This is a genomic window from Pseudomonas sp. TE24901, from assembly GCF_054058375.1.
Genome location: NZ_JBSSAF010000012.1, coordinates 130,100 through 154,340, shown reverse-complemented (window position 1 = coordinate 154,340; position 24,241 = coordinate 130,100). Strand labels below are relative to the sequence as shown.

The 24,241-nt window shown below is 63.6% G+C and carries 18 protein-coding genes; 8 read left to right on the top strand and 10 right to left on the bottom strand.

Annotated elements, in window-relative coordinates; all coding sequences use genetic code 11:
• Positions 1-2: 2 nt before the first annotated feature.
• The 7 genes from ACVWVP_RS23430 to ACVWVP_RS23400 all read left to right on the top strand — a co-directional run bounded on the left by ACVWVP_RS23430 (position 3) and on the right by ACVWVP_RS23400 (position 10,784).
• Complete coding sequence (locus ACVWVP_RS23430; RefSeq protein WP_457408310.1) at positions 3-1,811, top strand: hypothetical protein; 1,809 nt, start codon at positions 3-5, stop codon at positions 1,809-1,811.
• 12 nt (positions 1,812-1,823) lie between these two features.
• A complete protein-coding gene (locus ACVWVP_RS23425; RefSeq protein ID WP_457408307.1) occupies positions 1,824-2,873 on the top strand; it encodes a hypothetical protein in 1,050 nt (349 codons plus the stop codon).
• 320 nt (positions 2,874-3,193) lie between these two features.
• Complete coding sequence (locus ACVWVP_RS23420) at positions 3,194-5,626, top strand: TonB-dependent receptor plug domain-containing protein (protein ID WP_178920818.1); 2,433 nt, start codon at positions 3,194-3,196, stop codon at positions 5,624-5,626.
• Between the two features lie 27 nt (positions 5,627-5,653).
• Positions 5,654-7,285, top strand: a complete 1,632-nt coding sequence (locus ACVWVP_RS23415; RefSeq protein WP_178920819.1) for an ABC transporter substrate-binding protein — start codon at positions 5,654-5,656, stop codon at positions 7,283-7,285.
• On the top strand, positions 7,282-8,232 hold the full coding sequence (locus ACVWVP_RS23410) for an ABC transporter permease (protein ID WP_178920820.1): 951 nt from the start codon (positions 7,282-7,284) through the stop codon (positions 8,230-8,232). Before ACVWVP_RS23415 ends, ACVWVP_RS23410 begins: the two co-directional genes overlap by 4 nt.
• Before the next feature lie 3 nt (positions 8,233-8,235).
• A complete protein-coding gene (locus ACVWVP_RS23405) occupies positions 8,236-9,129 on the top strand; it encodes an ABC transporter permease (protein ID WP_178920821.1) in 894 nt (297 codons plus the stop codon).
• Positions 9,126-10,784 (top strand): dipeptide ABC transporter ATP-binding protein, encoded by a 1,659-nt coding sequence (locus ACVWVP_RS23400; RefSeq protein ID WP_457408304.1) that lies wholly within the window; start codon positions 9,126-9,128, stop codon positions 10,782-10,784. Before ACVWVP_RS23405 ends, ACVWVP_RS23400 begins: the two co-directional genes overlap by 4 nt.
• A gap of 89 nt (positions 10,785-10,873) precedes the next feature.
• Here the strand turns inward: ACVWVP_RS23400 and ACVWVP_RS23395 are convergent, their stop codons facing one another.
• Genes ACVWVP_RS23395 through ACVWVP_RS23385 form a run of 3 tightly spaced genes read right to left on the bottom strand, consistent with a single transcriptional unit; the run spans position 10,874 to position 14,913 of the window.
• The gene (locus ACVWVP_RS23395; RefSeq protein WP_457408301.1) at positions 10,874-12,274 is read right to left on the bottom strand and encodes an efflux transporter outer membrane subunit; all 1,401 of its coding nucleotides are present in this window, start codon (positions 12,272-12,274) and stop codon (positions 10,874-10,876) included.
• 1 nt (position 12,275) lies between these two features.
• On the bottom strand, positions 12,276-13,829 hold the full coding sequence (locus ACVWVP_RS23390; RefSeq protein WP_457408299.1) for an MDR family MFS transporter: 1,554 nt from the start codon (positions 13,827-13,829) through the stop codon (positions 12,276-12,278).
• Positions 13,819-14,913 carry an HlyD family secretion protein gene (locus ACVWVP_RS23385; RefSeq protein ID WP_457408296.1) on the bottom strand — a complete coding sequence of 365 codons (1,095 nt, stop codon included), beginning with the start codon at positions 14,911-14,913 and terminating at the stop codon, positions 13,819-13,821. Before ACVWVP_RS23385 ends, ACVWVP_RS23390 begins: the two co-directional genes overlap by 11 nt.
• A gap of 136 nt (positions 14,914-15,049) precedes the next feature.
• Between ACVWVP_RS23385 and ACVWVP_RS23380 the strand changes: the two genes are divergently transcribed.
• Positions 15,050-15,964 carry a LysR family transcriptional regulator gene (locus ACVWVP_RS23380; RefSeq protein ID WP_457408293.1) on the top strand — a complete coding sequence of 305 codons (915 nt, stop codon included), beginning with the start codon at positions 15,050-15,052 and terminating at the stop codon, positions 15,962-15,964.
• An 81-nt stretch (positions 15,965-16,045) separates the two neighbouring features.
• Here ACVWVP_RS23380 and ACVWVP_RS23375 read toward each other — a convergent pair whose 3' ends face one another.
• The 7 genes from ACVWVP_RS23375 to ACVWVP_RS23345 all read right to left on the bottom strand — a co-directional run bounded on the left by ACVWVP_RS23375 (position 16,046) and on the right by ACVWVP_RS23345 (position 24,241).
• The gene (locus tag ACVWVP_RS23375) at positions 16,046-16,921 is read right to left on the bottom strand and encodes a DMT family transporter (RefSeq protein ID WP_259174507.1); all 876 of its coding nucleotides are present in this window, start codon (positions 16,919-16,921) and stop codon (positions 16,046-16,048) included.
• A 114-nt stretch (positions 16,922-17,035) separates the two neighbouring features.
• A complete protein-coding gene (locus tag ACVWVP_RS23370) occupies positions 17,036-18,532 on the bottom strand; it encodes an aldehyde dehydrogenase (protein ID WP_178925745.1) in 1,497 nt (498 codons plus the stop codon).
• A complete protein-coding gene (locus tag ACVWVP_RS23365; RefSeq protein WP_178925746.1) occupies positions 18,532-19,434 on the bottom strand; it encodes a dihydrodipicolinate synthase family protein in 903 nt (300 codons plus the stop codon). The genes ACVWVP_RS23370 and ACVWVP_RS23365 overlap by 1 nt, the downstream gene beginning before the upstream one ends.
• Before the next feature lie 37 nt (positions 19,435-19,471).
• Complete coding sequence (locus ACVWVP_RS23360) at positions 19,472-20,803, bottom strand: MFS transporter (protein WP_457408290.1); 1,332 nt, start codon at positions 20,801-20,803, stop codon at positions 19,472-19,474.
• Between the two features lie 161 nt (positions 20,804-20,964).
• Complete coding sequence (locus ACVWVP_RS23355) at positions 20,965-22,284, bottom strand: NAD(P)/FAD-dependent oxidoreductase (protein WP_457408287.1); 1,320 nt, start codon at positions 22,282-22,284, stop codon at positions 20,965-20,967.
• A gap of 82 nt (positions 22,285-22,366) precedes the next feature.
• Entirely contained in the window at positions 22,367-23,089 is a 723-nt protein-coding gene (locus ACVWVP_RS23350) for a GntR family transcriptional regulator (protein ID WP_457408285.1), read from the bottom strand.
• 138 nt (positions 23,090-23,227) lie between these two features.
• Positions 23,228-24,241: a GlxA family transcriptional regulator gene (locus ACVWVP_RS23345; protein WP_457408348.1), complete on the bottom strand. Its 1,014-nt coding sequence runs from the start codon at positions 24,239-24,241 to the stop codon at positions 23,228-23,230.

Sequence of the window (24,241 nt, the reverse complement as noted above, 5' to 3'; positions counted from 1 at the left end):
TCATGAGTATCCTCAACGGACCCCGCCTGAATTTCTGGGGCGGTATCACCACCGACGTCAGCGTGTCGAACAACACCCCGTGCCTGCCCCAGAACGCGGACAACGGTTGGCCGGTGTTTGACCTGGCGCGTTCTATCGTGGCCCCCCAGGCCGAGGCTTACAGCGATGACGAACTGAACGCCATGATCGATACCCCGAGTGCGGTGCGCTATACCCTCGGCGGCTGGAACCACTTCGGAGACCATCAGGTCTTCATGGAAAACGCCCTGGTCAGCTCCCAGGGCAGCCCGGGCAGCGTCAGCACCAGCGGTGACCTCGTTGGCCAGCCGATCGGCCTGCTTGGATCGGTGGACCCGGTTACCGGCCAGGGGCCTTTCACCGGTCCGATGATGGTAGACCTGGACCCGACAGCGTCGACCACCACCCAGATCTTCGTCGGCGGCCTGCAAATAGGCACCGATGACGACCTCCAGTTACTGATTCACTGCAACACCGTGTGCAGCAGTTTCGACGTGCAGACCCGGGTGCTGAAGCCAAACACCATGGACGCACCCGGCTCGTTCCATGCCAGCGGTACGTTCCAGCTGACGTTCCCGCTGAGTAGCATTGTCCAATGGAACCGCAACAGCGCGGGCCTCAAATCGATCATCGAGGCACCCGGGGCGACGGGGATCGTGCTGCGCTTCGTGATGTTCGAAATGTGCCCCAAGATGACCACGGCCGAACTGAACGCCGACTATGCGGCCAACAAAAATGACCCCAACCCGAGTATCGGCCGGGTCATCGGCACACTGGCACCGGCGTTTGCCAATGAGCCGTTGAACTGTCAACCCGGTCGCCAATTGATCAACCAGGACACGGACAATGCCGCCTATGCGGAGCTTGCCAGCAACGGCCTGCTGAGCATCGACATGGTCAACCTCATCCCCAAGCAAACCTTCCGCGCTGACCGTACCGACATCACCAGCCCCATCGGGCCGAATGCGAATTACGGCCCTGTCAGCATTACCGCTGGCACCACTCAGCTCACCACGCTCGACCCAACGAGCAGCCCACTGGTTGACTACTACGTGTATGGCGGCATCGTCGACCTGCCCCTGAGTGCCACCCAGCAGCAAGCTGCGCAGACGTCGGCCCTGGCGGTCAATGCCCCGGGTACCGTCGATGATTCGACCCTGCAGGCCCTCGAATCGGAGTACCGGGTGTACGGCGATCTGCGTAACGTCTACCTAGAGGACTACCCTGACGGCCTGTCGATCACGTTGCAGGTTCGCTACCTGGGCGGTCCGGTGCCCGCTGCCACAGCGATCAGTATTGAACAATCGCCACCGGCGCTGTACACCGCCCCGCAGGACTACGAGTTTCTCGATTTCCCCGCCACGCTGACGGTGGAGGCCGGCCAACGCTCGATCAGTGTCCCTGTGACCCTCAAGCCGGGCAGCGAAGCCCAGGCGGGTTTCGTCGCGTTGAACTGCACCGCCAACGGGCTCGACAGCAGTGGCTACTTCACCAGCTTTCGCAAATACGCCCAGACCGACTTCGGTATCCCGGCCGGTACGCTCATCACCTGGGACATGGTCTACCCCCGCGTCCTGCGTTTTCACTACCTGGCCTTCCCGGCCATGTCGCGCTACGTCGCATTGAACAAGCCGGATGCGGTCATGGGCGCGAAAAACGCGATCCTCGCGCGCATCGCGGATGTGTACAAAGGCACCACGCTGTACATGCCGGTGGTGCGTTCGATGTCGCCGTCACAGCGCGCCCTGTTGAGTGCCTACCTCACCCAAACCCCTTGGCAACCGCCGCAGTAGGAGGACACCGCCATGACGCTACGTATACCCGCGCAGCCCAGCGAAACCCTGCGCCCCAGCACGCTGATCGCCGAAGGCCTGCTCAACCCCCGTGGCCTGTGCCTGCAACCCGACGGCAGCCTGTTGCTGGCCGAGGCCGGCTCGGGCTTGCCGGACCAGACCTTCAGTGGCCGCATCAGCCTGTTGCACCCCGACCCTGAACGACCCGGCGCCTACCTTCCGGGGGAGCCCCTGGCCCAGGGCTTTCGTGCGATGAACATGCAGGCGCGCATGCTGCGCGATGAAATCATGGGCCTGTCGGACATTGCCTGCGGTGGCGGGCGTTGCCTGGCCAGCCAGACCGATTACATAGGCGGTTCCAAGTTGCTCGACCTGCAATACAGCCCGCCCGAACCGGTGTACCACAGCCGGGGCAACCTGAATGCGCTGTGCTACCACCCGACCCGACGCAGTTGGCTGGCGGTCAAGCCCGATACCAACCAGCTGGTGGAATTCGGCGACGGTGAAGACGAGTGTGTGCGGGTGCAACTGCCTGGCCTGGACCAGGGCCAGGAAGCGGTGCCCGTCACCCTCGTGTATGAGCCGCAGACCGACGCGGTGTTGATCAGCCTGTTCTCCGGTGAACTGCACGGCGATCCGGCCCGCAAGGGCATCGACTTTGCCGACCACGCCGGCCAGGTGATCCGGGTACACCCGGCCAGCGGGCAGATCGAGGTGCTGATCAGCGGCCTGCAACTGCCCACCGGCCTGGCATTGTGCGCCAACGGCCATGTGCTGGTGCTGGAGCTGTGCAGCCACCTGCAACAACCGTTGCCGCCTGACTGGAACGGCGAAACCCTGCATGGCGGCTTTACCCGATTCTCGGGGCGCCTGCTCGACTGCGACCTGCACAACGGTGACGTGAAGGTGCTGGCACGTGGGCTGGATACACCGTCCAACCTGTGCCTGGTGCCCGGTGGAGTGGTGGTGAGTGAAGGCATGGGATTGACGGGCCGGCCATTACCGACCCCGGATGGCAACGTTGTGCCATTAACCGGAAGACTGCGCCGCATCGACCTCTGATTGTAGTGAGCGGGCTTGCCCCGCGCGGCGGTGTGTCAGCCGAATACAAGGCGCCAGGCAGACCGCAGCCCGCGCCGTGGTGTGTCATGTAATGTGATGTGCCTGATACGCCGCCGCGCGGGGCAAGCCCGCTCACTACAAGGTAATTGATAATAAAAATATGTGATTTTATAAAAACATAAAATCACATTAATTAATAATTAGCTTATTCCAAAAAAGACTTTCACTCGAGTTTCTTATAGTAATACTTTCATGTCACACCGTTTCCCAGCTGCACCCGCACCAAGGGCCAGTGCCAATCCTGATGGATTACTCCTGACATGCCCGATCTCGCACGCCCTCTCCCCACCCGTAAATTCCACCTGTCACTGCTGACCAGCTCCCTGTTGCTCGCGGCCCCGCTGCCGTTTGCCGAGGCGGCCACCGAAGACGCCAAGCTCGACACCGTCACCGTGATCTCCACCGGCCTGCGTGGCCAGGAACGCACCGTGGCTGACAGCCCGGCACCGATTGATGTGATCAACAGCGAGCAACTGCTCAAGACCGGCCGCGCTGAACTCTCCGAAGCCATCGCCAAGCTGCTGCCGTCCTTCAACTTCGGCACCAACATTGCCGGCTACAACTCGGTGACCCGCCCGCTGAGCAACCGCAGCCTGGGCCCGGCCTACACCTTGGTGCTGGTCAACGGCAAACGCCGCCATAACGGCGCGACCGGCCAGCGCGGTTCCATCGATAACAGCGGCGCGAATGCCGTGGACATCGACTTGATCCCGGTCAGCGCGGTGGACCATATCGAAGTGCTCAAGGACAGCGCCGCCGCCCAGTACGGCTCGGATGCCGTGGCCGGGGTGATCAACATCATCCTCAAGTCCGAGGCCAGCGGCGGGCACCTGGAAAGCAGCTACGGCCAGTTGTATTCCGGCCAGGGCGAAACCATCAAGGTGGCCGGCGACCAGGGCTTCAAACTGGGTGACCGGGGCTTTTTCCATTTCTCGGCCGACGCCCGCAAACGCGGTGCCGCCTCGTGGAACGACAAGGCCGACAACACCGTGCGCGCCTTCAGCGACCCGGCCAAGGAAGCGGCCTGGGACCGCGTGGCGATCAAGAACGGCGATCCCGACCTCAAGGCGTTCAACCTGGCCTACAACGCCGAACTGCCGCTGGAGGACGTGACGCTGTACTCGTTTTCCACCTACGGCGAACGCGACGCCGAGGCCGCCAACTACTTCCGCCTGCCCACCGGCACGGCGGCAGTGCCCGAGGTGTTCCCCAATGGCTACTTCCCGCTGAACAACATCAAGGACCGGGACTACCAGTTCCTGTTCGGCGGCAAAGGCGAACTCGCCGACTGGAACTGGGACTTGAGCACCACCTACGGGCGCAACACCGTGCACCATTCCAGTGACCTGAATATCAACCCGTCACTGGGCACGGCATCGCCGACCCAGTTCGACAACCTGGCCACCTTCCGTTTTGACCAGTGGGTGAACAACCTCGATTTCACCCGCCGCTACGACAGCCTGTTCAACCTGACGCCACCGGTGCAGGTGTCGGCCGGCCTGGAACATCGCTGGGAGCGTTTCAGCACCTTTGCCGGCGAGCCCGACGCGTATATCACCGGCACTTACCCCGCCGCCTCGGGCGCGCAGGCGGCGGTGACGATTCGCCCGGAAGATGAGGTCAACCTGGTCCGCAACAACTATGCGGGCTACCTTGACCTGGGTTTCGACCTGACCGAGCGCTGGTTCCTCGATGTGGCCGGGCGCATCGAGCATTACGACGATGACTCAGGCAACACCTTCGGCCTGAAAGTGAACTCACGCTATGAACTGACCGACACCGTGGCCGTGCGCGGCACCGTCGGCACCGGGTTTCGCGCGCCATCGCTGACGCAGATCGGCTACACCGTCGCCGACAACCGGGTGGCCATCGACGCCAACGGCAACGTGGTGCCCGCTGTCACCCGCCTGACGCCGTCGGGCAGCAACCTGGCCAAGGCCCTCGGCGGTGATGACCTCAAGCCGGAGAAGTCACGCAACCTGGGGCTGGGCCTGACCTGGGAGCCCGCACCCCGCACCAGCATCACCGCCGACGCCTACCTCATCGACATCGATGACCGCATCGCCCTGACCAGCAACATCTACGACCGTGGCAACGGCGTGATCAACAACATCCTCACCGCCCAAGGCGTGCCGAGCGGCACCTGGGTCAACTACTACACCAATGCCTTCGACACCCGCACCAAGGGCCTGGACGTGGTCGCCGACCACACCACGCCGCTGGATGCCTGGGGGTCAGTGCGCTGGAGCCTGGGCTTCAACTGGAACAAGACCACCATCGAAGGCACCCGCGACACTCCCGGCGCGCTCGCCAACTCCGGCGTCACTTTGGTGGGCCGCGATCGCGAGGGCGACCTGACTGATGCCACCCCCAAGACCAAGTGGATTCTGGGTGCTAATTGGAAGGTCGATGACCTGGCGGTCAACCTGCAAACCAGCCGCTACGGCGCGGTGAAGACCCTGGCGGTCAACCCCACGGGCGACCGCAGCTTCGGCGCCAAATGGATCACCGACCTGGACGTCAGCTACACCTTCGTCGACCACCTCACCGTGAGCGTCGGCGGCACCAATATCTTCGACGTGCGCCCCGACCGGCACGCCGTGTACAGCAACCTGGGCCTGGCGCCGTATGGCAACCCGCCGTTCTATCCGGGCGGCGGCTATTGGTACACCAAGCTGGCCTACGACTTCTAAGCGCAATCGCCACGTGAGGGCATCCCTTTGACGAGATCCACTGTACCGAGCCGCCTGCTGGCGTCCTGCGCCTTGGCACTGAGCCTGGTGGGCTGCTCACCTTCGGGTGACCAGGCCCAGGCCAGCAAAACCCTGAGCATCGCGTTTTTTGGCGACAACACCACGTTGGTCAGCGTCGATCCATTCCAGGTCTACTGGCTGGAACACCGGGTGCTGCTGCGCAATGTCGCCGAGTCCCTGACCGACCAAGACCCGCAGAGCGGCAAGATCATCCCCTGGCTGGCCAAAAGCTGGGAGGTGAGCGACGACGCCCTGACCTACACCTTCCACCTGCGCACGGACGTGACCTTCAGCAATGGCGAACGCTTCGATGCCAAGGCGGTGAAAACCGCCTTCGACAGCGACAAGGCCCTGGCCACCGAGCTGCCGGCGACGTTCGGCGCGACCTACCTGGCGGGCTACGACCACGCCGAAGTGGTTGATGACTTCACCGTCAAACTGGTGCTGGCCAAGCCCAACGCGGGGTTCCTGCAAGCCACCTCCACCACCAACCTGTCGATCCTGGCGCCCGCCTCCTATGCCCTCAGCGCCAAGGAGCGCTCCCTGGGCAAGATCATCGGTACAGGGCCCTTCGTGCTCGCCAGCTACACCCCCGAAGTCGGCGCGCACCTGACCAAACGCAAGGGCTACGCCTGGGCGTCGGCCAACATGAAGAACCAGGGTGAAGCCCATCTGGATGCGGTGGACGTGAGCTACATCCCCGAAGAGAGCGTGCGCAACGGCCTGTTCCTGCAAGGCAAGGCTGACATCCTGTGGCCGCGCAACCCGTTTTCCGAAGTCGACCTCAAGCTGTTCCAGTCCAAGGGCGCGACCATCCAGAGCCGTTCGCTGCCGGGCCCGGCGCTCAACCTGTACCCCAACACCCGGGGCGAACGCCTGCTCGCCGACAAGCAAGTGCGCCTGGCCGTGCAAAAAGCCATCGACCGCAAGAGCTACGCCAGCACCGTGTACAACGCCGAATTCCCGGTGGTGGACGGCATCTTTGACGTGACCACGCCCTACTTCAAAAGCCAGGGCGCCAAACTGGCCTACGACCCCCAAGGTGCCGAACAGCTGCTGGACGCGGCCGGCTGGGCCAAGGGTGCCGACGGCTACCGCCAGAAGAACGGCAAGCGCCTGAGCCTGAGCTATAACATCAGCCCCGCCGAAACCGCCGGCGATGTGCTGATCCAGGACCAACTGCGCAAGGTCGGGATCGACCTGAAGCTCAGCGTGGTCACGCGGGCCGAGTGGATCGCCAACAACTCATCGGGCAACTATGACCTGTCGATCAACTACATGACCCGCGCCGACCCGATCATCCTGCAAACCATCCTCGACCCGCGCACCGCCAACAGCGCGACTCTGGCCACCAACATTTACGAGCCCCAGGTGCTCGACAAGGCCAAGGGCTTGTTCGATGCCGGCATTACGGCCACCCAAAGCTCGCAACGCGCTGCGGCCTACGGTGACTTGCAGGATTTGCTGATCGACGAAGGCGCGGCGTTCCCGGTGTACGAACGCGTGTGGCAGGCCGCGACGTCGCCACGCGTGAAAAACTTCCAGTGGACCGCCGAGGGCTTTGCGCTGCTGGGTGATATCGAGGTCGGCCAGCCATGACCCGCTACCTGATCGGCCGCGTGGGCCAGGCCATGCTGGTGTTGTGGGGAGCTTATAGCATCACCTACTTCATCCTCTATCTGCTGCCGGGTGACACGCTGTCCATCATGCTCAGCGCGTCGGGCATGGAAGCCGACGCGCTGTCGGTGGAAGACCTGGCCAAGGCCCGCGCCTATTACGGCCTGGACAAAGGCGTGTTCGAGCAGTACTTCAACCTGCTGCTGGGCGCCTTGCACGGGGATTTCGGCCAGTCGCTGTCGCTGAATCGCCCGGTGGCCGAACTGCTCGCCGAACGCCTGCCGCAGACGCTGTCCCTGGCAGGCCTGGCGATTGTGTTGTCGCTGGTCGGCGGCATCGGGCTGGCTTACCTGGCGGCGTATGTGCGCTGGCGGCCGTTGAAAGTGGCGTTGGCGCGGCTGCCGTCGTTGGGGTTTTCGGTGCCGGTGTTCTGGATGGGCTTGCTGCTGATCCAGGTCTTCGCCTTTGGCCTGGGCTGGTTCCCGGCCACCGGCAGCCGGGGGTTCGAGAGCCTGGTGCTGCCGGCGATCACCCTGGCGATTCCGAGTGCGGCGGTGTACGCGCAGGTGTTGCAGCGCAGCTTTCAGGGGGTGTGGCAGGAGTCCTACATCACCACCGCCTACGCCAAGGGTTTGAGCCGGGCTCAGGTGCAGGCACGCCACGGGTTCAAGAATGCCGCGCTGCCGATCCTCACGCTGATCGGCCTGCAGGTGGGCAACACCGTGTCCGGCGCGGTGCTGGTGGAAACCATCTTCGCCCGGTCTGGCATTGGCCGTCTGGCCCAGGAAGCGGTATTGCGCCAGGACATTCCGGTGGTACTGGCAATCGTCGCGGTGTCCGCCGCAGCCTTTGTGCTGGTGAACCTGCTGGTGGACTTGCTCTACCCCTGGCTCGACCCGCGCATCTCCCATACACCCAAGGTGTCCTAGACCATGACTATCCTCCAGCACAACCTGGGTCACACCGGTATTCCCGCGCCCCTCTGGAGACGCCGCAGCCGCCTGCAACGCGTCACCGCCGTGGTGCTGCCACTGCTGCGCCGGCCGGGGTTTACCGTGGCGTTGCTGATCGTGATATTCGCGTTGGTCGCCGCCGTGGTGCCGCAATGGCTGACGCACTTCGACCCTTACGCCACGGCCCCAATCGACAAGCTACGCGCGCCGAACCTGACTCATCTGTTCGGCACCGATGAGCTAGGCCGCGACCTGTTCACCCGGGTGGTCTACGGCGCCAGCCTGTCGGTGCAGGCCGCGTTCCTGGCGGTGGGTATCGCCCTGGTGGGCGGGCTCGGGCTGGGCATCTTCTCGGGTTTTGCCGGGGGCCGCATTGACGCGGTGATCATGCGCTTTATCGACGTGCTGCTGGCCCTGCCCGGCCTGCTGCTGGCCTTGGCCATTGTCACGGCCATCGGTTTTGGCACCGTGCCGGTGGCCATTGCGGTGGGCGTCGGCATCATCCCGGGGTTCGCCCGCACCACCCGCGCCGAAGTGCTGCGGGTCAAGACCCTGCCCTACGTGGAAGCGGCCCGCCTGGGCGGCGCCAGTTGGGCGCGGACCTTGCTGCGGCACATCCTGCCCAACGCCTGGGGACCGGTGGCGGTGCTCGCGACGCTGGACTTCGGCGCCGCGATCCTCGCCACGGCCGGCTTGAGTTTTCTTGGCTTCGGCGCGGCGCCTCCGGCAGCAGAATGGGGCACCTTGATCGCCAACGGCCGGCACTTCCTGATCACCGCCCCCTGGGTGTCCCTGCTGCCCGGCCTGTTCCTGGTGGCGGTGGTCTTCAGCCTTAACCACATTGCCCGCACGTTTGAGGAGCATCGCCGATGAGCCCCCTTCCCCTGTTGATCGATGTGCGCCAGCTCGACGTGAGCTACCACTCAGGCGGCCAGGCCAACCCGGCCGTGCGCAACCTGTCGTTTGCACTGGCCCAGGGCGAGACGGTGGCGATTGTCGGCGAGTCGGGTTCGGGCAAGTCGACCCTGGCCAATGCCATCCTCGGCCTGTTGCCGGACAACGCCCGCATCACCGACGGAGCGCTGTGGGTGGACGGCCACGATTTGACCCGCGCCAGCGACCGCCAGAAACGCCAACTGCGCGGGCGCACCATTGGCCTGGTGCCCCAGGACCCGATGGTCAGCCTGAACCCGACCTTGCGCATCGGCCAGCAGATTGCCGAGGCCGTGATCCTGGCCAAGGGGCGGCGCTACCCCGGCGTGGATGCCGACGTCGTCGAGCTGCTGCAACAGGTGGGCATCGACAAGCCGGTACTGCGCGCCCGCCAGTACCCTCACGAGCTGTCCGGGGGCATGCGCCAGCGTGTGCTGATCGCCATCGCCCTGGCCGGCAACCCGCGCCTGATCATCGCCGACGAACCCACCAGCGCGCTGGACGTCACCGTGCAACGCAAGATCCTCGACCACCTGCAACGCCTGGTGCGTGAACGCGGGATTTCCTTGTTGATCATCACCCATGACCTGGGCGTGGCCACCGACCGCGCCGACCGGATACTGGTGATGAAACAAGGCGAGTTGGTGGAGCAAGGGCCGCCGCGCCAGATTCTGCAGGCGCCCCGCCACGACTACACCCGCGCCTTGATCGCCGCCGCACCGGCCTTCGCCAGGCGCCGCGAGCCGTTGCCCAGCGTGCCTCATATCCAGGCGCCGATCCTGAGCCTGCGCAACGTGGCCAAGACGTTCAGCCTGCCGAAGGTCAAAGGTGAGGCCGCGACGTTCCTGGCGCTGGAAAACCTCAGCCTGGACGTTTACCCCGGCCAGACCCTGGCCATCGTCGGCGAATCCGGCTCGGGCAAAAGCACCGCGCTGCGCATCGCCCTGGGTCTGGAGAAACCGACCCGGGGCCGGGTCCTGTTCGAGCAGCAGGATGTGACCGACCTGAGCTGGCGTGACTTCCGCCCGCTGCGCCAGCGCATCCAGCTGGTGCAACAGAACCCATTCGCCGCCCTCGATCCGCGCTTCACGGTGTTCGACAGCATTGTGGAACCGCTGGTGTCGTTTGGACGGCTAAAGGGCGCAGCCCTGGAACAGGCCGCGCGCGAACTGATCGACCGGGTGCACTTGCCTGTCAACTTTCTCGACCGCCTGCCCCGCGAGTTGTCCGGAGGCCAATGCCAACGGGTCGCCATCGCCCGCGCACTGGCGCTCAAGCCCGACCTGCTGCTGCTCGATGAACCAGTGAGCGCGCTGGACGTGTCGGTGCAGGCGCGCATTCTTGAGTTGCTGGAAGAACTTCAACGGGAGATGGGCATGGCCTACGTGCTGGTGTCCCACGACCTGTCGGTGGTCGCCAACTTTGCGCACCGGGTGTTGGTGTTGCGCCATGGGCAGGTGGTTGAACAGGGGTCGGTGGAGCAGATTTTCAGCCACCCTACCCATGCGTACACCCGTGAACTGATTGACGCGATTCCCGGACGCCCCCGCCCGCCAGCCGAACAACCATTGCGCCCGTACGCCCTCGCTTTGTAGTGAGCGGGCTTGCCCCGCGCGACAGTGTGTCAGTCGCATCGGGGTTACCTGACACACCGCCGCGCGGGGCAAGCCCGCTCACTACAGTCTCAGGCATGACCACCGCCCAGGACCAGGAACAGGTTGACGGTCTCCTGGTACCTGTTTCCACGGGCTTGCACCCACCTCAGTTGCGCCAGTTGTTGAGTGCGCTGGGCCTGCACCACTTGCAGCAGGCCAGCGCTGCCCACGTGATACGCCTGTTGGGTCAGGCGCAGCGCAGCAGTCTCCGAGTCGAGGGCCTGTTGCTCGGCACGTGCCTCATCCGCGGCGTTTTGCAGGCCGTGGAGGCTGACGGCGACCTGCTGGAACGCACGCAACACCGTCTGCTGATACGCCGCAAATGCGCCCTGATAGGCGTCTTCGGCCGCCCGTTGGCGCGCCGATAACGTGCCGCCATGGAACACCGGGCCGGCCAGCCCGCCGAGCAGGTTCCAGGCAGAGCTGGCGGGGCCGGAAAACAAGGCTTCGTCACTCAGGCTGGCGCTCAGGGTCAGGTGCGGGTACAGGTCTGCCGTGGTCACCCCGACCCAGGCGTTGGCCGCCTGCAAACGGGCCTCGGCAGCCCGGATATCCGGGCGCAGGCGCACCAGCTCGGAAGGGACGGCCACCGGGACATGCTCGGGCAGTTGGAGGGAGGCCAAGTCAAAGTCCGGTGCGGTCCAGCGCGTTTCGGTGGCACCGACCAGTGTGGTCAACGCGCCGCGATTGACCGCCAACGTCTGGGCCAGCACCGGCAGGCGTGCGCGGTCTCGGTCGAGCTGGCTTTGCGCCAAACTCACATCCAGGGTTGAAGCCACGCCAGCCTTGGCCGCCTGTTTCACGCGGTCGAGGGTCTGCTGATCGGCCTCGATCACCGAAGTGATGGCCTGCACCTGCCCGTTCAGCACGGCCATGCGCAGCGCGGCGCCCACGCTGTTGCCGGCGACTTCCAGGCGCGCTGCTTTCAGTGCCTGTTGTTCTACCTGCACATTGGCCGAGGCCATTTCCACTTGACGCCGCTCGCCGCCGAACAGGTCCAGGTCATAGGTCGCGCTCAGCCCGCCGCCATAGGCCGAGAACAACGGGAAGTCTTCGGCCTGTGGCCCGAACGCCGTGGCGCCGACCTTGGTCCGACCCGCACTGGCGCCGGCATCGACCTGCGGTAATCGCCCACCGTCGGCCATCGCCACGCCTTCCCGGGCTTTGGCGAGGTTGGCGCGGGCGATCACCAGCGATCCGTTCTGCGCCAGGGCGCGGTCGACGGTGCGGTTGAGGTCGGGGGAGCCCAGCAAGGTCCACCAATCTTCACGCAGCGCTTGGCCTTCATTGAGTTGCGCTTCCTGCCGAGGATCGGCGAGGTAGTGTTGCTCTTCGGGTGGCTGGGGCGCCGAGTAATCCGGGCCGACCGTGCAGCCGGCCAGCGCCAGGCTTAACAGCAACAGGGTGAAGGGTGTGAAGGAAGTATTCATGTCAGTGCGCCTCGCCGGTGTTGCCGGTTCTGGTTTTTTTCAGCAAAAGCACGGCGAGGAAAGCAAGCCCCAACAACGCACTCTGCAAAATGATGGTGTCGCTGAACGCGAGGATCGACGCCTCGCGGCGGATCAACCGGCCCACCTCGACGATGGCCTGGTGCCGCGCCAGTTCCGGGTCGCTGATGCCGCGCGCAAGAAACCACTGGGTCAACGCATCGAGCCGTTGTCGGGTGGCGTCATTGAGCAACGACACCTGCGGGGTGATCACGTCGGAGTGGTACTTGCCGCGGTTGCTCATGAAGGTCTGCAACACCGCAATGCCGATGGCGCCGCCGAGGTTGCGGGTCATATTGAACAGCGCGGCGGCGGAGCCTGCGTGTTCGCGCTCGATCCCCGCCACGGCGATGGCCGACAGTGGCGTCATCACCAGCACCTGGCCCAGGGCGCGGATCAGGCTGGAGGCGATGAACTGCGGGCCGGCAAAACTCATCGACAGGTGGGTGGCCAGCAAGCTGCCGCCGATCAGGATCAGGTACCCCACCGCCACCAGCTTGCGCGGGTCGAAACGCCGCATCAGCGCGGGCACCAGCGGCAGCATCAGCAATTGCGGGATGCCGATCCAGATCAGCACATAGCCAACCTGCTCGGAGTTGTAGCCATGGATACGCGCCAGGTACAGCGGAATGATGTACACCCAGGTGTACATCGACAGGCCAAAGAAGAAGTTGGCCATGGTGCCCAGGCCGAAGTTGCGCCGCGCCAGCAGGCGCAATTGCAGCAGCGGATTGCGCCGACGCAGTTGCACGCACACAAACACGCTCAGGGCCACCGCTGCGATCACACTCAGGCGCACGATAAAGGGCGAGCCGAACCAGTCGTCTTTCTCGCCCTCCTCCAGCACCGTTTCCAGGCAACCCAGGCCAATCGCAATGCTGAGGATGCCCCACCAGTCACCCGTGCGCAGCAGGTGCAACTGGCGCGGTTCGGCGTCCAGGGCAAACCACAACAGGCCGAGCATGATCGAGCCGGGCAGCAGGTTGACGTAGAAGATCGACTGCCAGCCGAAGGTCTGGTTGAAGTAGCCGCCGATCACCGGCCCGATGGAGGGGGCGAAGATCGCCGAGACCGAATAGATCGACAGGCCGATCGCATGCTTGGACGGCGGCAGGCGCGTCATGATGATGGAGAACGCCAAGGGAATCAGCACGCCCCCGGCGAAGCCCTGCATGGCCCGCACCACGATCATCTGCCCGAGGTTTTTGGTAAAGGCGCAGGCCACGGTGAGGATCAGGAACAGCACGGTGTTGGTCAGCAAGTACGTGCGCGTCGAGAACACCCGCGCCAGCCAGCCGCTCATGGGGATCACGATGATTTCGGCGACCAAGTAGGCGGTGGTGATCCAGCCGCCTTCATCCGAGCCGGCACCGATGGCGCCCTGGATATCGTTCAGGGACGAGCTGACTATCTGGATATTGAGGATCGCCAGGAACGCGCCGAGCGCGGCGCCGACCACCGCCACCCAGGTGCGCAGGCTCACAGGATCATGGTTCATGGCGTGGCGCCCGGGTATCGATGGCGGCGGTCACGGACATGCCGGGACGCAGGCGCCCAGCCAGTTCACCCGCGTCGTTGAACAGGATTTTCACCGGGATCCGCTGCACGATCTTGGTGAAGTTGCCCGTGGCATTGTCCGGTGGCAGCAAGCTGAATTCCGCGCCGCTGGCCGGGGCCAGGGTGTCGACGGTGGCGCTTAGATCATGGTCGGGAAAGGTGTCGACACTGACCCGCACCGACTCGCCGGGGTGCACATTGAGCAACTGGGTCTCCTTGAAGTTGGCGACCACATACACCTGTGCCAGGGGCACCAGCGCCATCAACTGGGTGCCCGGCTGGACGAATTGCCCGGTGCGCACGCTACGCGCCGCGACGGTGCCATCCACCGGCGCCACCACGCGGGTGTAGCTCAGGTTCAGTTCGGCCTGGTTACGCTGGGCTTGGGCAGCGTCCCGGCGCGCCACTGCACGCTCTCGCTGGCGGGCAAGAACATCCACGTGCTGGCGGGCACTCAGCGCAGCAGCCTGCAACCCCTCCAGGTTGGCGGTCTGCGCCTTGGCGTCGGTAGCGGCGTTATCGGCCTGTTCGTTGGAACCAAAGCCGACCCGGGCCATTGCCTGGCGTCGCGTGTCGTTGCGCCGCGACAGGCTCAACGTCGCCGAGGCAGCCGCCACGCGGGCGTCGGCCTGGCGAATCATCGACGCCTGCGGGACCACCTGGGCGTCCAGTTGCGCAACGGCCGCCGTTGCCGCAGTGACGTTGGCACGGGCGTCGTCGAGGGCGTTGCGCAGGTCGCGGTCGTCAATGGTCGCCAGCAGTTGGCCAGCCTTGACCGGCTGGTTGTCGTTGACCGGCAGCGCACTGATGTAACCGCCGACCTTGGGCGCGATCACGGTGGAATCGGCCTTGATGTAGGCGTCGTCGGTGCTTTCGATAAAGCGCCCATTGCGCCAGTAATGAAACCCTTGAAGCAGCACCAGGACGATGATTACAAAGGCGACCAGAAACAGCGCAAGGCGCGCCCATTGTTTGCGCCCAGTGGAAACAGAAGTGTCTTCGGAGTGAGAATTGAGATGGCTCACGGTGAGGCTCGCTAGATGAACAGAATCGGGCTCAAGGCTTTGCTAAGAGCGGGGTTGGTGGCAGTCTGATGAGCACGCGAGCGGCTGAATAGCCGTTAAAAAATCAAGGCATCCTTGCAAAAATAGGAAGGAAGGTATGGCGGACGAGATCAGTGACCTGCGGTTGTTCGTGCGCATCGTGGCGGCGGGCAGCCTGTCGGAGGCGGCGCGGCGCCTGCACAGTTCGCTGCCTGCCGTGAGCCGGCGCCTGGCGGGGCTGGAAAGCCACCTGGGGGTGCGGTTGATCAACCGGGGTTCACGGCATTTCAGCCTGACGGAAGAAGGCGCGCTGCTGCATGAGCGCGGGCTGTTCATTCTCGACGAGCTGGACGCGGCGGTGGCCGAAGTGGGCACACGGCTGGAGACGCCCCACGGGCATATCCGCGTAGGTGCGCCCCTGGAAATCGGCCGACGGCGAATTGCACCGCTGATTGCCGAGTTTTCCAGACGCTACCCGCGTATCACCGTAGAACTGCTGCTCTCCGATTCACCCGCCGACGTAGCGGGTGACGACTTGGATGTAGGCCTGTTGACCGACAACCCCAGCGACACCGGCATGGTCAGCCGCCGCCTGCTGTCCAGCAGCCGCGTGGTGTGCGCGTCACCTGACTACCTGGCGCAGCACGGCACGCCGCAGACGCCCCAGGACCTGCTGCACCACGACTGCCTGCGCCTGGTGCGTGGCCGGCGTATCTTTGATCGCTGGACCTTCCAGGAAAACGGCCATGGGCTGGAGGTGCAGATCAAGGGCACCCTGCTCAGCAACAACGCCGAGGTGATCCATGATTGGGCGGTGGGCGGCAGCGGCATAGTGCTCAAGGCGTTGTGGGATATTCAGGACGACCTGCGCGACGGTCGCCTGATTGCCCTGCTGGAGCCTTATGCCAACGACTACCTGTTTCTCAACGCCGTGTTCCCCAGCCGCCGCCACCTGCCGCCACGGGTACGGGTGTTTCTTGATTTTCTGGCGGATGCGCTACAGCAACAGGATGCCAACCCCGAGGGCTTGTAGTGAGCGGGCTTGCCCCGCGCCGCGGTGTGTCAGATGAACCTTAGGCGTCAGGTACACCGCGGCGCGGGGCTAGCCCGCTCACTACAAGTTGGGGGTTGGGTGGGACTTTTCGGCCTGGGCGGATAGCACTATTGCCAGCACAATCAGCGCGGCGCCGGCCAGCATCCGCGAAGACGGCGCTTCATGGAACAACCACCAGGCACAGGCAATGGCGTAGACCGGCTCCAGCGAGATGATCATGCCGGCGCTGCGTGCGTTGAGGCCTTTGAGGCTCTTGACGAACAACGCCTGGGACAGCGCCGTGCACAGCACGCCCAGGATGGCGAGGTTGAGCCAGTCTAGCGAGCCGATGCCCGGCAGGTCGGCGAGGGCAAACGGGGCCATGACCACGGCCACGGTTGTGTTTTGCCAGAACACCACCTGGACACCGTTGCGACCATCAGTGGCACGCCGGTTGGTGATCGCCAGCAGGGCAAACGAGAGTCCGGAGGCGATGCCCCACAACAGCCCGACGGTGCCCTGGTTGGCCACCTCGAACGAGGGAGTCACCAGCACCAGGCCGAAGGTCACCAGCAGCAGCAACAGCGCTTCGGCCAGGTGCGGTCGATCACGAAATACCGCCATGTCGAGCAAGGCGATGAACGCCGGGAAGCTGGCAAAACCCAAGGTGGCGACGGCAACGCCGCCCACTTTGATCGCGATGAAGAACGTCACCCAGTGCGCGGCCAGCATCAGCCCCGAAAGTCCGTAGACCAAGAGTTTCCTGAGGGTCAGGCCGCGCAGCAGCGCACGGCCTTGCAAGCGCGCAAACAGCCCCAGGGCCAGCATGGCAAAGGCCGCGCGACCAAAGGTGATGACGCTGGCGCTGGCGTGGATCAGCGCGCCAAAAATACCGGTCAGGCCAAACAGAATGGCAGTGACATGGGCAGAAGTCAGGGCAGTACGATAGGCAGTCATGAAAGGGCTTCGAGAAAACGAGCAGGGCCGTGGACTTCTTATTGTTGACCCGGTTGAAAGGAAGGCGCCCCCATCGCCGCTTGCGTGGAGCTTTGTAAAGGGGCGCCTGTTTTTTTAACTTTCGGACACGTCGATCCAGATGGTCTTGAGTTCGGTGTACTGGTCGTGGGCCCAGATGGACTTGTCACGCCCGCCGAACCCGGACTGCTTGTAGCCACCAAACGGTGTCGAGGCATCGCCTTCACCGAAGCAGTTGACGGTGACAATGCCGGCGCGGATCGCACGGGACAGCTTGATCGCGTTGCGCAGGTTGTCGGTGTACACCGACGCGGCCAGGCCGTAGATGGTGTCGTTGGCCAGGGCGATAGCCTCTTCCAGCGTGGTGAAGGTGGTGACGGTCAGCACCGGGCCGAAGATCTCCTCCTTGAACAGCACGCTGTCTGCGCCAACCCCATCGACCACTGTGGGTTGCACGTAGATGTCATCCTCGGTCTTGCCGCCGAAGACCACCTGCAGGTTCTCGTTGCCGGCCTGCACCAGGTACGAGCTGACTTTGTCGAAATGCGCCCGGCTGACCATCGAGCCCAGGCGGTTGTCCGGGTCCAGCGGGCTGCCCATCTTCCAGCCTTGCAACTGCACGCCAATGCGCTTGAGCAGCGCGTCCTTGATATCGGCGTGGACGATCAGGCGTGACGACGCCGAGCAGTTCTCGCCCATGTTCCAGAACGAGCCGTTGACGATGTGCCCCGCCACCAGGTCGAGGTCGGCCACGTCGTTCATGACCACGGCGGGGTTCTTGCCCCCCAGCTCCAGCACGATGCGCTTGAGGTTGGATTCGGCCGCGTATTGCAGGAACAGACGGCCAGTGTCGGTGGAGCCGGTGAAGCTGACCATGGTGACGTCCATGTGACGCCCTAGTGGCTCGCCCACTTCACGGCCACCACCGGACACCACGTTGAACACGCCGTCCGGGATGCCGGCCTGGGACGCCAGCTCGGCCACGCGCAGCGCCGTCAGGGTGGTTTCCTTGGCCGGCTTGACCACGATGGAACAGCCAGCGGCCAGGGACGGCGCGATTTTCCAGGCCAGCATCAGCAGCGGGAAGTTCCACGGCAGCACCAGGCCGACCACGCCGATGGCTTCGCGCACCACCAGGGTCAGCGCGTCATTGCCCACTGGCGCGGTGTTGTCGTAGATCTTGTCGATCAGCTCGGCGTGCCAGCGGATCATGTGGATGGTTTCCGGCACGTCGGTCAGCTGGCACTCACGCACCGGCTTGCCGCTGTCCAGGCTTTCGAGCACGGACAGTTCGTGGGAATGCTGCTCCAGCAGGTCGGCAAAACGCAGCAGAACTTTCTTGCGCGTGCCCGGGCTGAGGGTGTGCCAGCGCCCATCGTCAAACGCCTGCTTGGCCGAGGCCACGGCGTAGTCCACGTCGTCGCTGTTGCACGCGGTGATTTCAGCCAGCACGTCACCGGTTGCCGGGTTGGTGGTGGTAAACGTCTTGCCCGAACCCGAGGTATGGGCCGCGCCGTTGATGAAGGACGTGGTCGGGAACCGGATGTCCTGGGCAATGGCCGCGTATTCGGCGGCGCTGAGCAGATGGGTCATCATGCACCTCCGACAATGTGTGCGACGTTACGCTTGAGGTCGGTAATGACGGTCTCCAGCGCGTGTTTCTCGTTTTCGAACAGCGGTTGCAGCGGCGCACGCACGCTGCCGGTGCGCAGGCCGTTGAACGCACACCCGGCCTTGATCGCCTGGACGAATTTGCCGCCTTCGAGGAAGTCCATCAGCGGCATGAACGCGCCCATGATCCTGCGGCCTTTGTCGAAGTCTTTTTCGACCACACACGCCTCGTACAGCGCGATGTGTTCACGGGGCACGAAGTTGGAGCCGGCACACACCCAGCTGCGGGCGCCCCAGGCGAAGAACTCAAGGGCCTGGTCATCCCAGCCGCAGGACAGCGCGATGTTCGGGTATTGAGTGGCCAGGCGATGGACCTGGCCCATGTCGCCCGAGCTTTCCTTGATGGCCACGACGTTTTTCGAGGCGGACACGGCCTTGAAGTACTCGTCGCCCATGCTCACGCTCATGCGGCCCGGGTAGTTGTAGAGCATGATCGGCAAGCCCGCGGCCTGGTCCACGGCCAAGGCGTGGATGGCGTTTTCCTGTTCGGTGGGCAACGCGTACGGCGGCGAACCGACGAGGATCGCATCGGCCTTGATGGCGCGGGCAGCCTTGGCATATTCCACCGAGTCTTCGGTGCGGATGGCGCCGGTGCCGACGATCAGCGCAACGCGGTTGCCGATGACTTCCTTGGCGTGGGCCGCCAGGTCGATGCGCTCCTGGGCGGTGTGCGCGTAGTACTCGCCGGTGGAGCCACCGATAATGATGCCGTGCACCTTGGACTCAATCAGGTATTCCAGCACGTCTGCGAAGGCTGCGCTGTCGATCTGGCCAGTGGCGGTCAACGGGGTGATTGCCGGGGTGTAGATGCCTTCAAATTTCATGGGTGTCTCTCCAACTGTGAATATGAGGTTTTTTCGCTCAACTGCTTAAAGCCGCTGCGTCGCGCAAGTTCAACGCGCGTGTTTCCGGGGCCATGGCCCAGGCGGCCGCGAGGCCGACGAAGGTCACGCCGGCCGCGACGTACATGGTGTTGCCAATGCCGATCGAGGCCAGCGACAGCGGCACCAGGTAGGTGCCCACGGCGGCGCCGACCCGCGACAGCGAGGTGCCGATGCCGACGGCAAAGGCGCGGATTTCGGTGGGGAACAATTCGTTGGGGTAAACCAGCTGCAGCACTTGCGCGCCGCCGATGAACACGGCGTAGGCGCCGAACAGGCACAGCACCAGCAGCTCATGGCGGTTGGAGAATGCCGCCAGCAACAGCAGGGCAAGGCCCGACCACAGGAAACTGTGGATCAGCATGCTGCGTCGGCCGATGGTGTTGATCAGCCGTGTAGCGAGGACGCAGCCCACCACGAACAGCAGGGTGATGAACATCGAGCCGTAGGAAGCCCACTCCCCTTTCAGGTTCAGGGCTTGCAACACCTTGGGGGCAAAGGCGTACACGGCGAACACCGGGATGATCGAGCAGGACCAGAACACCGAGACAAAGAACAGCCGCTTACCGTAGCCCGAACGCAGCAGGTCGCGGAAGGTCATCTTGCGTTCGTCAGGTTGCTCGGGCAGGTCGCGCAGCGAATAGTGTGGCCCGTAGACGCGCTTGATCACCTGCTCGGCTTCGGCCTCACGCCCCTTGCTGAGCAGCCAGCGCGCGGATTCCGGAGTGCCCAGGCGCAGCACGAACAGCACCAGCCCGATCACCGAGGCGCTGGCCAGCGCATAGCGCCAGGCGTCATTGGCGCCGGTGTTGATGATGGCGTTGCCGACCACATAGGCAAACGCCGCACCGGCAAACCACAGAATGGTCAACGCCGCGAGCCGTGGGCCCCGTTGTTTCTTGGGCAGGAACTCCACCAACAAGGAAGTGGCCACCGGGTATTCAATGCCCACGGCCAAACCGATGATGAAACGGAACAAGAACAACGCCCAGGCCGATTCAACCCAGAATTGCGCCAGGGAACACACAATAAATAACGAAGGGCCAATGAAATAAACTTTCTTGCGCCCCAACTTATCGGTCAACCAGCCGCCAATAAAACCGCCGAAGAACACGCCGATCAAGGCAGACGCGGCAATCAGCCCTTGCCAGAACTCGGTCAGCGCCAGGGCGCCGGTCACCTGCATCATCGCGATGCCGATAATGCTTAATACATAACCATCGACGAATGAACCACCGCCCGAACGGGCCGTGAGCAATCGGTGAAAGTTATTGAGCGGTATATCCTCAATTGAGGCATTCGGACTTGTCATTATTATCTCCTACTTCGCTTCGTTCATTTGCCGGAGTACAACGCACACTTGAAATCCAGGCGAATGAATGCCGTCTCAATCAGAAACCGCAGTCGCGCAAACGCCTGCTGTTTTCCAATCAATAGATTAAGTTCGGTATTACGTAACTAGCGTGTTGCGGGTCAGCTTTCCTGGCCGGCGCGACTTTGTCCCCATAGCAAGTTCATGTTTACACCCGCTGAAAGCAGCGGCTCCGGTGGGTTTCTGCTCGGGCCCGGGGACGTCAACAGGAAGTCCACCAGGTGATTGCTTTTGCCCGCCAGCCACTCGGCCAGCAAGGTGCCGGTGACGGTGCCGCGGGTGACGCCCAGGCCGTTGCAGCACAGGGCACCATAGACGTTCTTGGCCAGCTCGCCGAAGTGCGCCATGTGGTTGCGCGACAGGCTCAGGGAGCCACCCCAGGTGTAGTCGAACGTCACGTCACGGTGCAGCGGGAAGCGGCGGTCGAAGGAGGCTTTGTGGCGCTTGACGAAGCGTTGCAGGTACTTGGGGTTGCTGCGCCCGTCGGCGTTGAAGCTGAAGCTGTTGCGCACCAGCAAACGGTTGTCGACGGTGCGGCGCAAGGTGGTACCGAAGGGATCGGCCGGGATCACGCCCCAGAATGGGTTGCCTCCCAGGCGCGCCTGCTCTTCTTCGTCCAGCGGACGGGTCAGGCTGGCGTAGGTGAAGATCGGCAGCATGCGACTTTTGAGGAAGCCGAAACTCATGGCGAAGGCGTTGTTGGTGAGCACCAGCTTGTCGGCGACGATGCGGCCGTTCTTGTGGCTGAGCACGGTTTTGTCACCGTACTCCACGTCGGTGATCGGGGTGTTTTCGTACAGGGTCACGTTGGATGGCAAAGTGTCTGCCAGCCCTTTGACCAGCGCCGCCGGTTGGACCAGGGCCGTGCCCGGGGTGAACAGCGCCTTGCGATAGAAACTCGTGCCGATGCGGCTGGGCAGTTCGTCGGCTTTGATCACCTGGTAGGCCTGGCCGAGCTTGTCGAGACCGCGCTGGTAGGCGTCCAGTACCGCGATGCCGCGGTCTTCGACAGCGGCCTGGTACTTGCCGCAATCGCGCCACTGGCAGTCGATGCCGTGCTGCGCAACCAGCGCACGGAGCATCGATTGCCCGGCGAGGTTGAGCTCCATGCTGATTTTGGCGGTGGCAATGTCGCCGATATAGTCTTCGGCGCCGATGTCGTGGGGCAAGTCGATGGCAAAGCCGGCGTTGCGCCCGGAGGCGCCGTAGCCGACTTCCTGCGCCTCGATCAATACGATCTCGTCATCCGGAAAATTCAGCGCCAGTTGGCGGGCCGCCGCAAGGCCGGTGAACCCCGCCCCTACCACGGCCCAGCGCGCCGAGCGAATGCCACTGTGTGGCGGGCGGGCCACGCGCGGTGGGCTGAGATGAAACCAGCCGCAGGTTGAATCGTCTGCCGGGGTGTTTCTGATGAGTGCCATGTTCGCGACCTGGGTTCTTTTATAGTTGTTAGAGCTAACAGCCACCCGTCTGCATCGCGTCACACTGCCCAGCCTCAACCGGTCAGAAGGTAAGCGCTACATCCAGGCCTTCGGGCGCCGCGTACTCGGACATCCGCCGACGGGACAGTTCGAGGTGGGCCCGCACGATTTCCCCGGCCAAGACCGGGTCGTGTCGTTCAATTGCGTCGATCATGTCGTCGTGCTGCTGGGCGGCCACTTCCAGGTCTTCCTGCATATCCACCGTGGTCGGATGGCGGTAGAAGATCTTGCCCAGACGGGCGTGGTCGATCAGCAAGCGCTGCAAGCTCGGCATCAGGTAGGCGTTGTGGGCCATCTTGCCGATCTGCAGGTGAAACTCGTCGTTGTACAACACACGGTTCTCGACATCTTTTTCATCGATGGCCGTGCGGAACAAACCTTGTATCCGCTTCAATTCCTCAACTTCAGCCGGCGTCGCGTGGGAGCAGGCCAACTGCGTGGTGGCAATGTAGATCAACGGCGCCGCCAGGAAAAAACTGCGCAGCGACTGGTAGCTCATCGCCGACACCCTTGCCGCGCGGTTGGCTTCCAGATCGATGTAGCCCTCCGCCGCCATCTGCCGCATCAGTTCACGCACCGGCGGGCGCGACAAACCGAACTCATCACACAGCGCCAACTCATCCACCACGGCACCCGGTGCCAGTTCCATGCTGAGGATGCGGCGCCGCAGCGCATCACCCAAGACCGCCTTCCGGTCGATGGTTGGCTCGACGGGAGCCGGGGTGCCGAGTTCTTTGGTAGCCATGGTGAAACCTTCCTAGTAGTAAGTGCACACGGTCTACTACCTGTATTCGCACTATAAAACAACAATATTCTTATTGTCTACAATTAATATACACAACGTAAAACGAGACTATGGCCCAATGGCTACGGGCTTAATCAGTTATCTGACGAGGCGGATTTCCTTCGAAGGCCGATGCCCGAAATAGGCGCTGTAGCACTTGCTGAAATGACTCGGCGAGACGAAACCACAGGCCACCGACACCTCGACGATGCTCAGCGAGGTATGCTGTAACAACCGCCGCGCCTCGGTGATGCGCAGGTCCATGTAATAACGCTGTGGCGAAGTGCCGAGCTGTTCCTTGAACAGGCGCTCGATCTGCCGTCGCGAGCGGCCGGCGTACAGGCACAGGTCGAGCATCTGCAACGGTTCTTCGAGGTTGACGTCCATCAGGTTGATCACCTCACGCAACGGTCCGCTGACCGACAGGTTCAACATCGGCTTGATACGCCTGAAGCGTGACGCCTCGAACGCCAGGATGTCCTCGATACCATCGGTGAGGCTTTTGCCGTGCAGGCTGCGGATCCACTCCAGGGCCATATAGAAGGCACCCGTCGGGCTCGATGCCGTCAGCCGATCACGATCCACCACGTAGGCTTCACTCGTCACTTGGGTAAGCCGGGCTATCTCGGCCAATGCTGGACGGTGCTCCGGATGCACCGCGCACCGGTACCCGTCCAACTGCCCTGCCCGCCCCAGAAACCACGCACCGTTCCATATCCCGGCCAGCGTCACGCCTTGCTCCACCGCCACTTCCAGCAACAGGCTCAGTTCATCGTTGTAGCGCAACGGCGTGCGATAGCCGCCGCAGATCACCAACAGGTCCAGTTCGCACACCGCATCGGGTGTCAGGCGCTCGTCCGGCCGGATCACCAAGCCCAGGTCGCTGACGATTTCGTCGGTGCCGAGGCCAAAGGTTTTTGTCGCAAACACTGCCGGCCGCAACAGGTTGGCGGTGACGATGGTATCGAGCGCCTGGGTGAAGGCCGGCAGCGAAAAATGTTCCAACAGCACAAACCCCGCCCGCGCCCTGCGCACCTCCTGGCTCGGCTGAGCGTCGAGATAGCGCAGGTTCTTGCCCTGCATCGCACCGCAGAATTGCCGTCGCTCCACCAC

What these genes read in the sequence shown, in the direction of transcription:
- ACVWVP_RS23355 (WP_457408287.1), bottom strand. Translation starts at nt 22,284, where the DNA reads ATGGCACTCATCAGAAACACCCCGGCAGACGATTCAACCTGCGGCTGG.
- ACVWVP_RS23375 (WP_259174507.1), bottom strand. Translation starts at nt 16,921, where the DNA reads ATGACTGCCTATCGTACTGCCCTGACTTCTGCCCATGTCACTGCCATT.
- ACVWVP_RS23400 (WP_457408304.1), top strand. Translation starts at nt 9,126, where the DNA reads ATGAGCCCCCTTCCCCTGTTGATCGATGTGCGCCAGCTCGACGTGAGC.
- ACVWVP_RS23410 (WP_178920820.1), top strand. Translation starts at nt 7,282, where the DNA reads ATGACCCGCTACCTGATCGGCCGCGTGGGCCAGGCCATGCTGGTGTTG.
- ACVWVP_RS23365 (WP_178925746.1), bottom strand. Translation starts at nt 19,434, where the DNA reads ATGAAATTTGAAGGCATCTACACCCCGGCAATCACCCCGTTGACCGCC.
- ACVWVP_RS23420 (WP_178920818.1), top strand. Translation starts at nt 3,194, where the DNA reads ATGCCCGATCTCGCACGCCCTCTCCCCACCCGTAAATTCCACCTGTCA.
- ACVWVP_RS23430 (WP_457408310.1), top strand. Translation starts at nt 3, where the DNA reads ATGAGTATCCTCAACGGACCCCGCCTGAATTTCTGGGGCGGTATCACC.
- ACVWVP_RS23390 (WP_457408299.1), bottom strand. Translation starts at nt 13,829, where the DNA reads ATGAACCATGATCCTGTGAGCCTGCGCACCTGGGTGGCGGTGGTCGGC.
- ACVWVP_RS23350 (WP_457408285.1), bottom strand. Translation starts at nt 23,089, where the DNA reads ATGGCTACCAAAGAACTCGGCACCCCGGCTCCCGTCGAGCCAACCATC.
- ACVWVP_RS23360 (WP_457408290.1), bottom strand. Translation starts at nt 20,803, where the DNA reads ATGACAAGTCCGAATGCCTCAATTGAGGATATACCGCTCAATAACTTT.
- ACVWVP_RS23405 (WP_178920821.1), top strand. Translation starts at nt 8,236, where the DNA reads ATGACTATCCTCCAGCACAACCTGGGTCACACCGGTATTCCCGCGCCC.
- ACVWVP_RS23370 (WP_178925745.1), bottom strand. Translation starts at nt 18,532, where the DNA reads ATGACCCATCTGCTCAGCGCCGCCGAATACGCGGCCATTGCCCAGGAC.
- ACVWVP_RS23425 (WP_457408307.1), top strand. Translation starts at nt 1,824, where the DNA reads ATGACGCTACGTATACCCGCGCAGCCCAGCGAAACCCTGCGCCCCAGC.
- ACVWVP_RS23380 (WP_457408293.1), top strand. Translation starts at nt 15,050, where the DNA reads ATGGCGGACGAGATCAGTGACCTGCGGTTGTTCGTGCGCATCGTGGCG.
- ACVWVP_RS23395 (WP_457408301.1), bottom strand. Translation starts at nt 12,274, where the DNA reads ATGAATACTTCCTTCACACCCTTCACCCTGTTGCTGTTAAGCCTGGCG.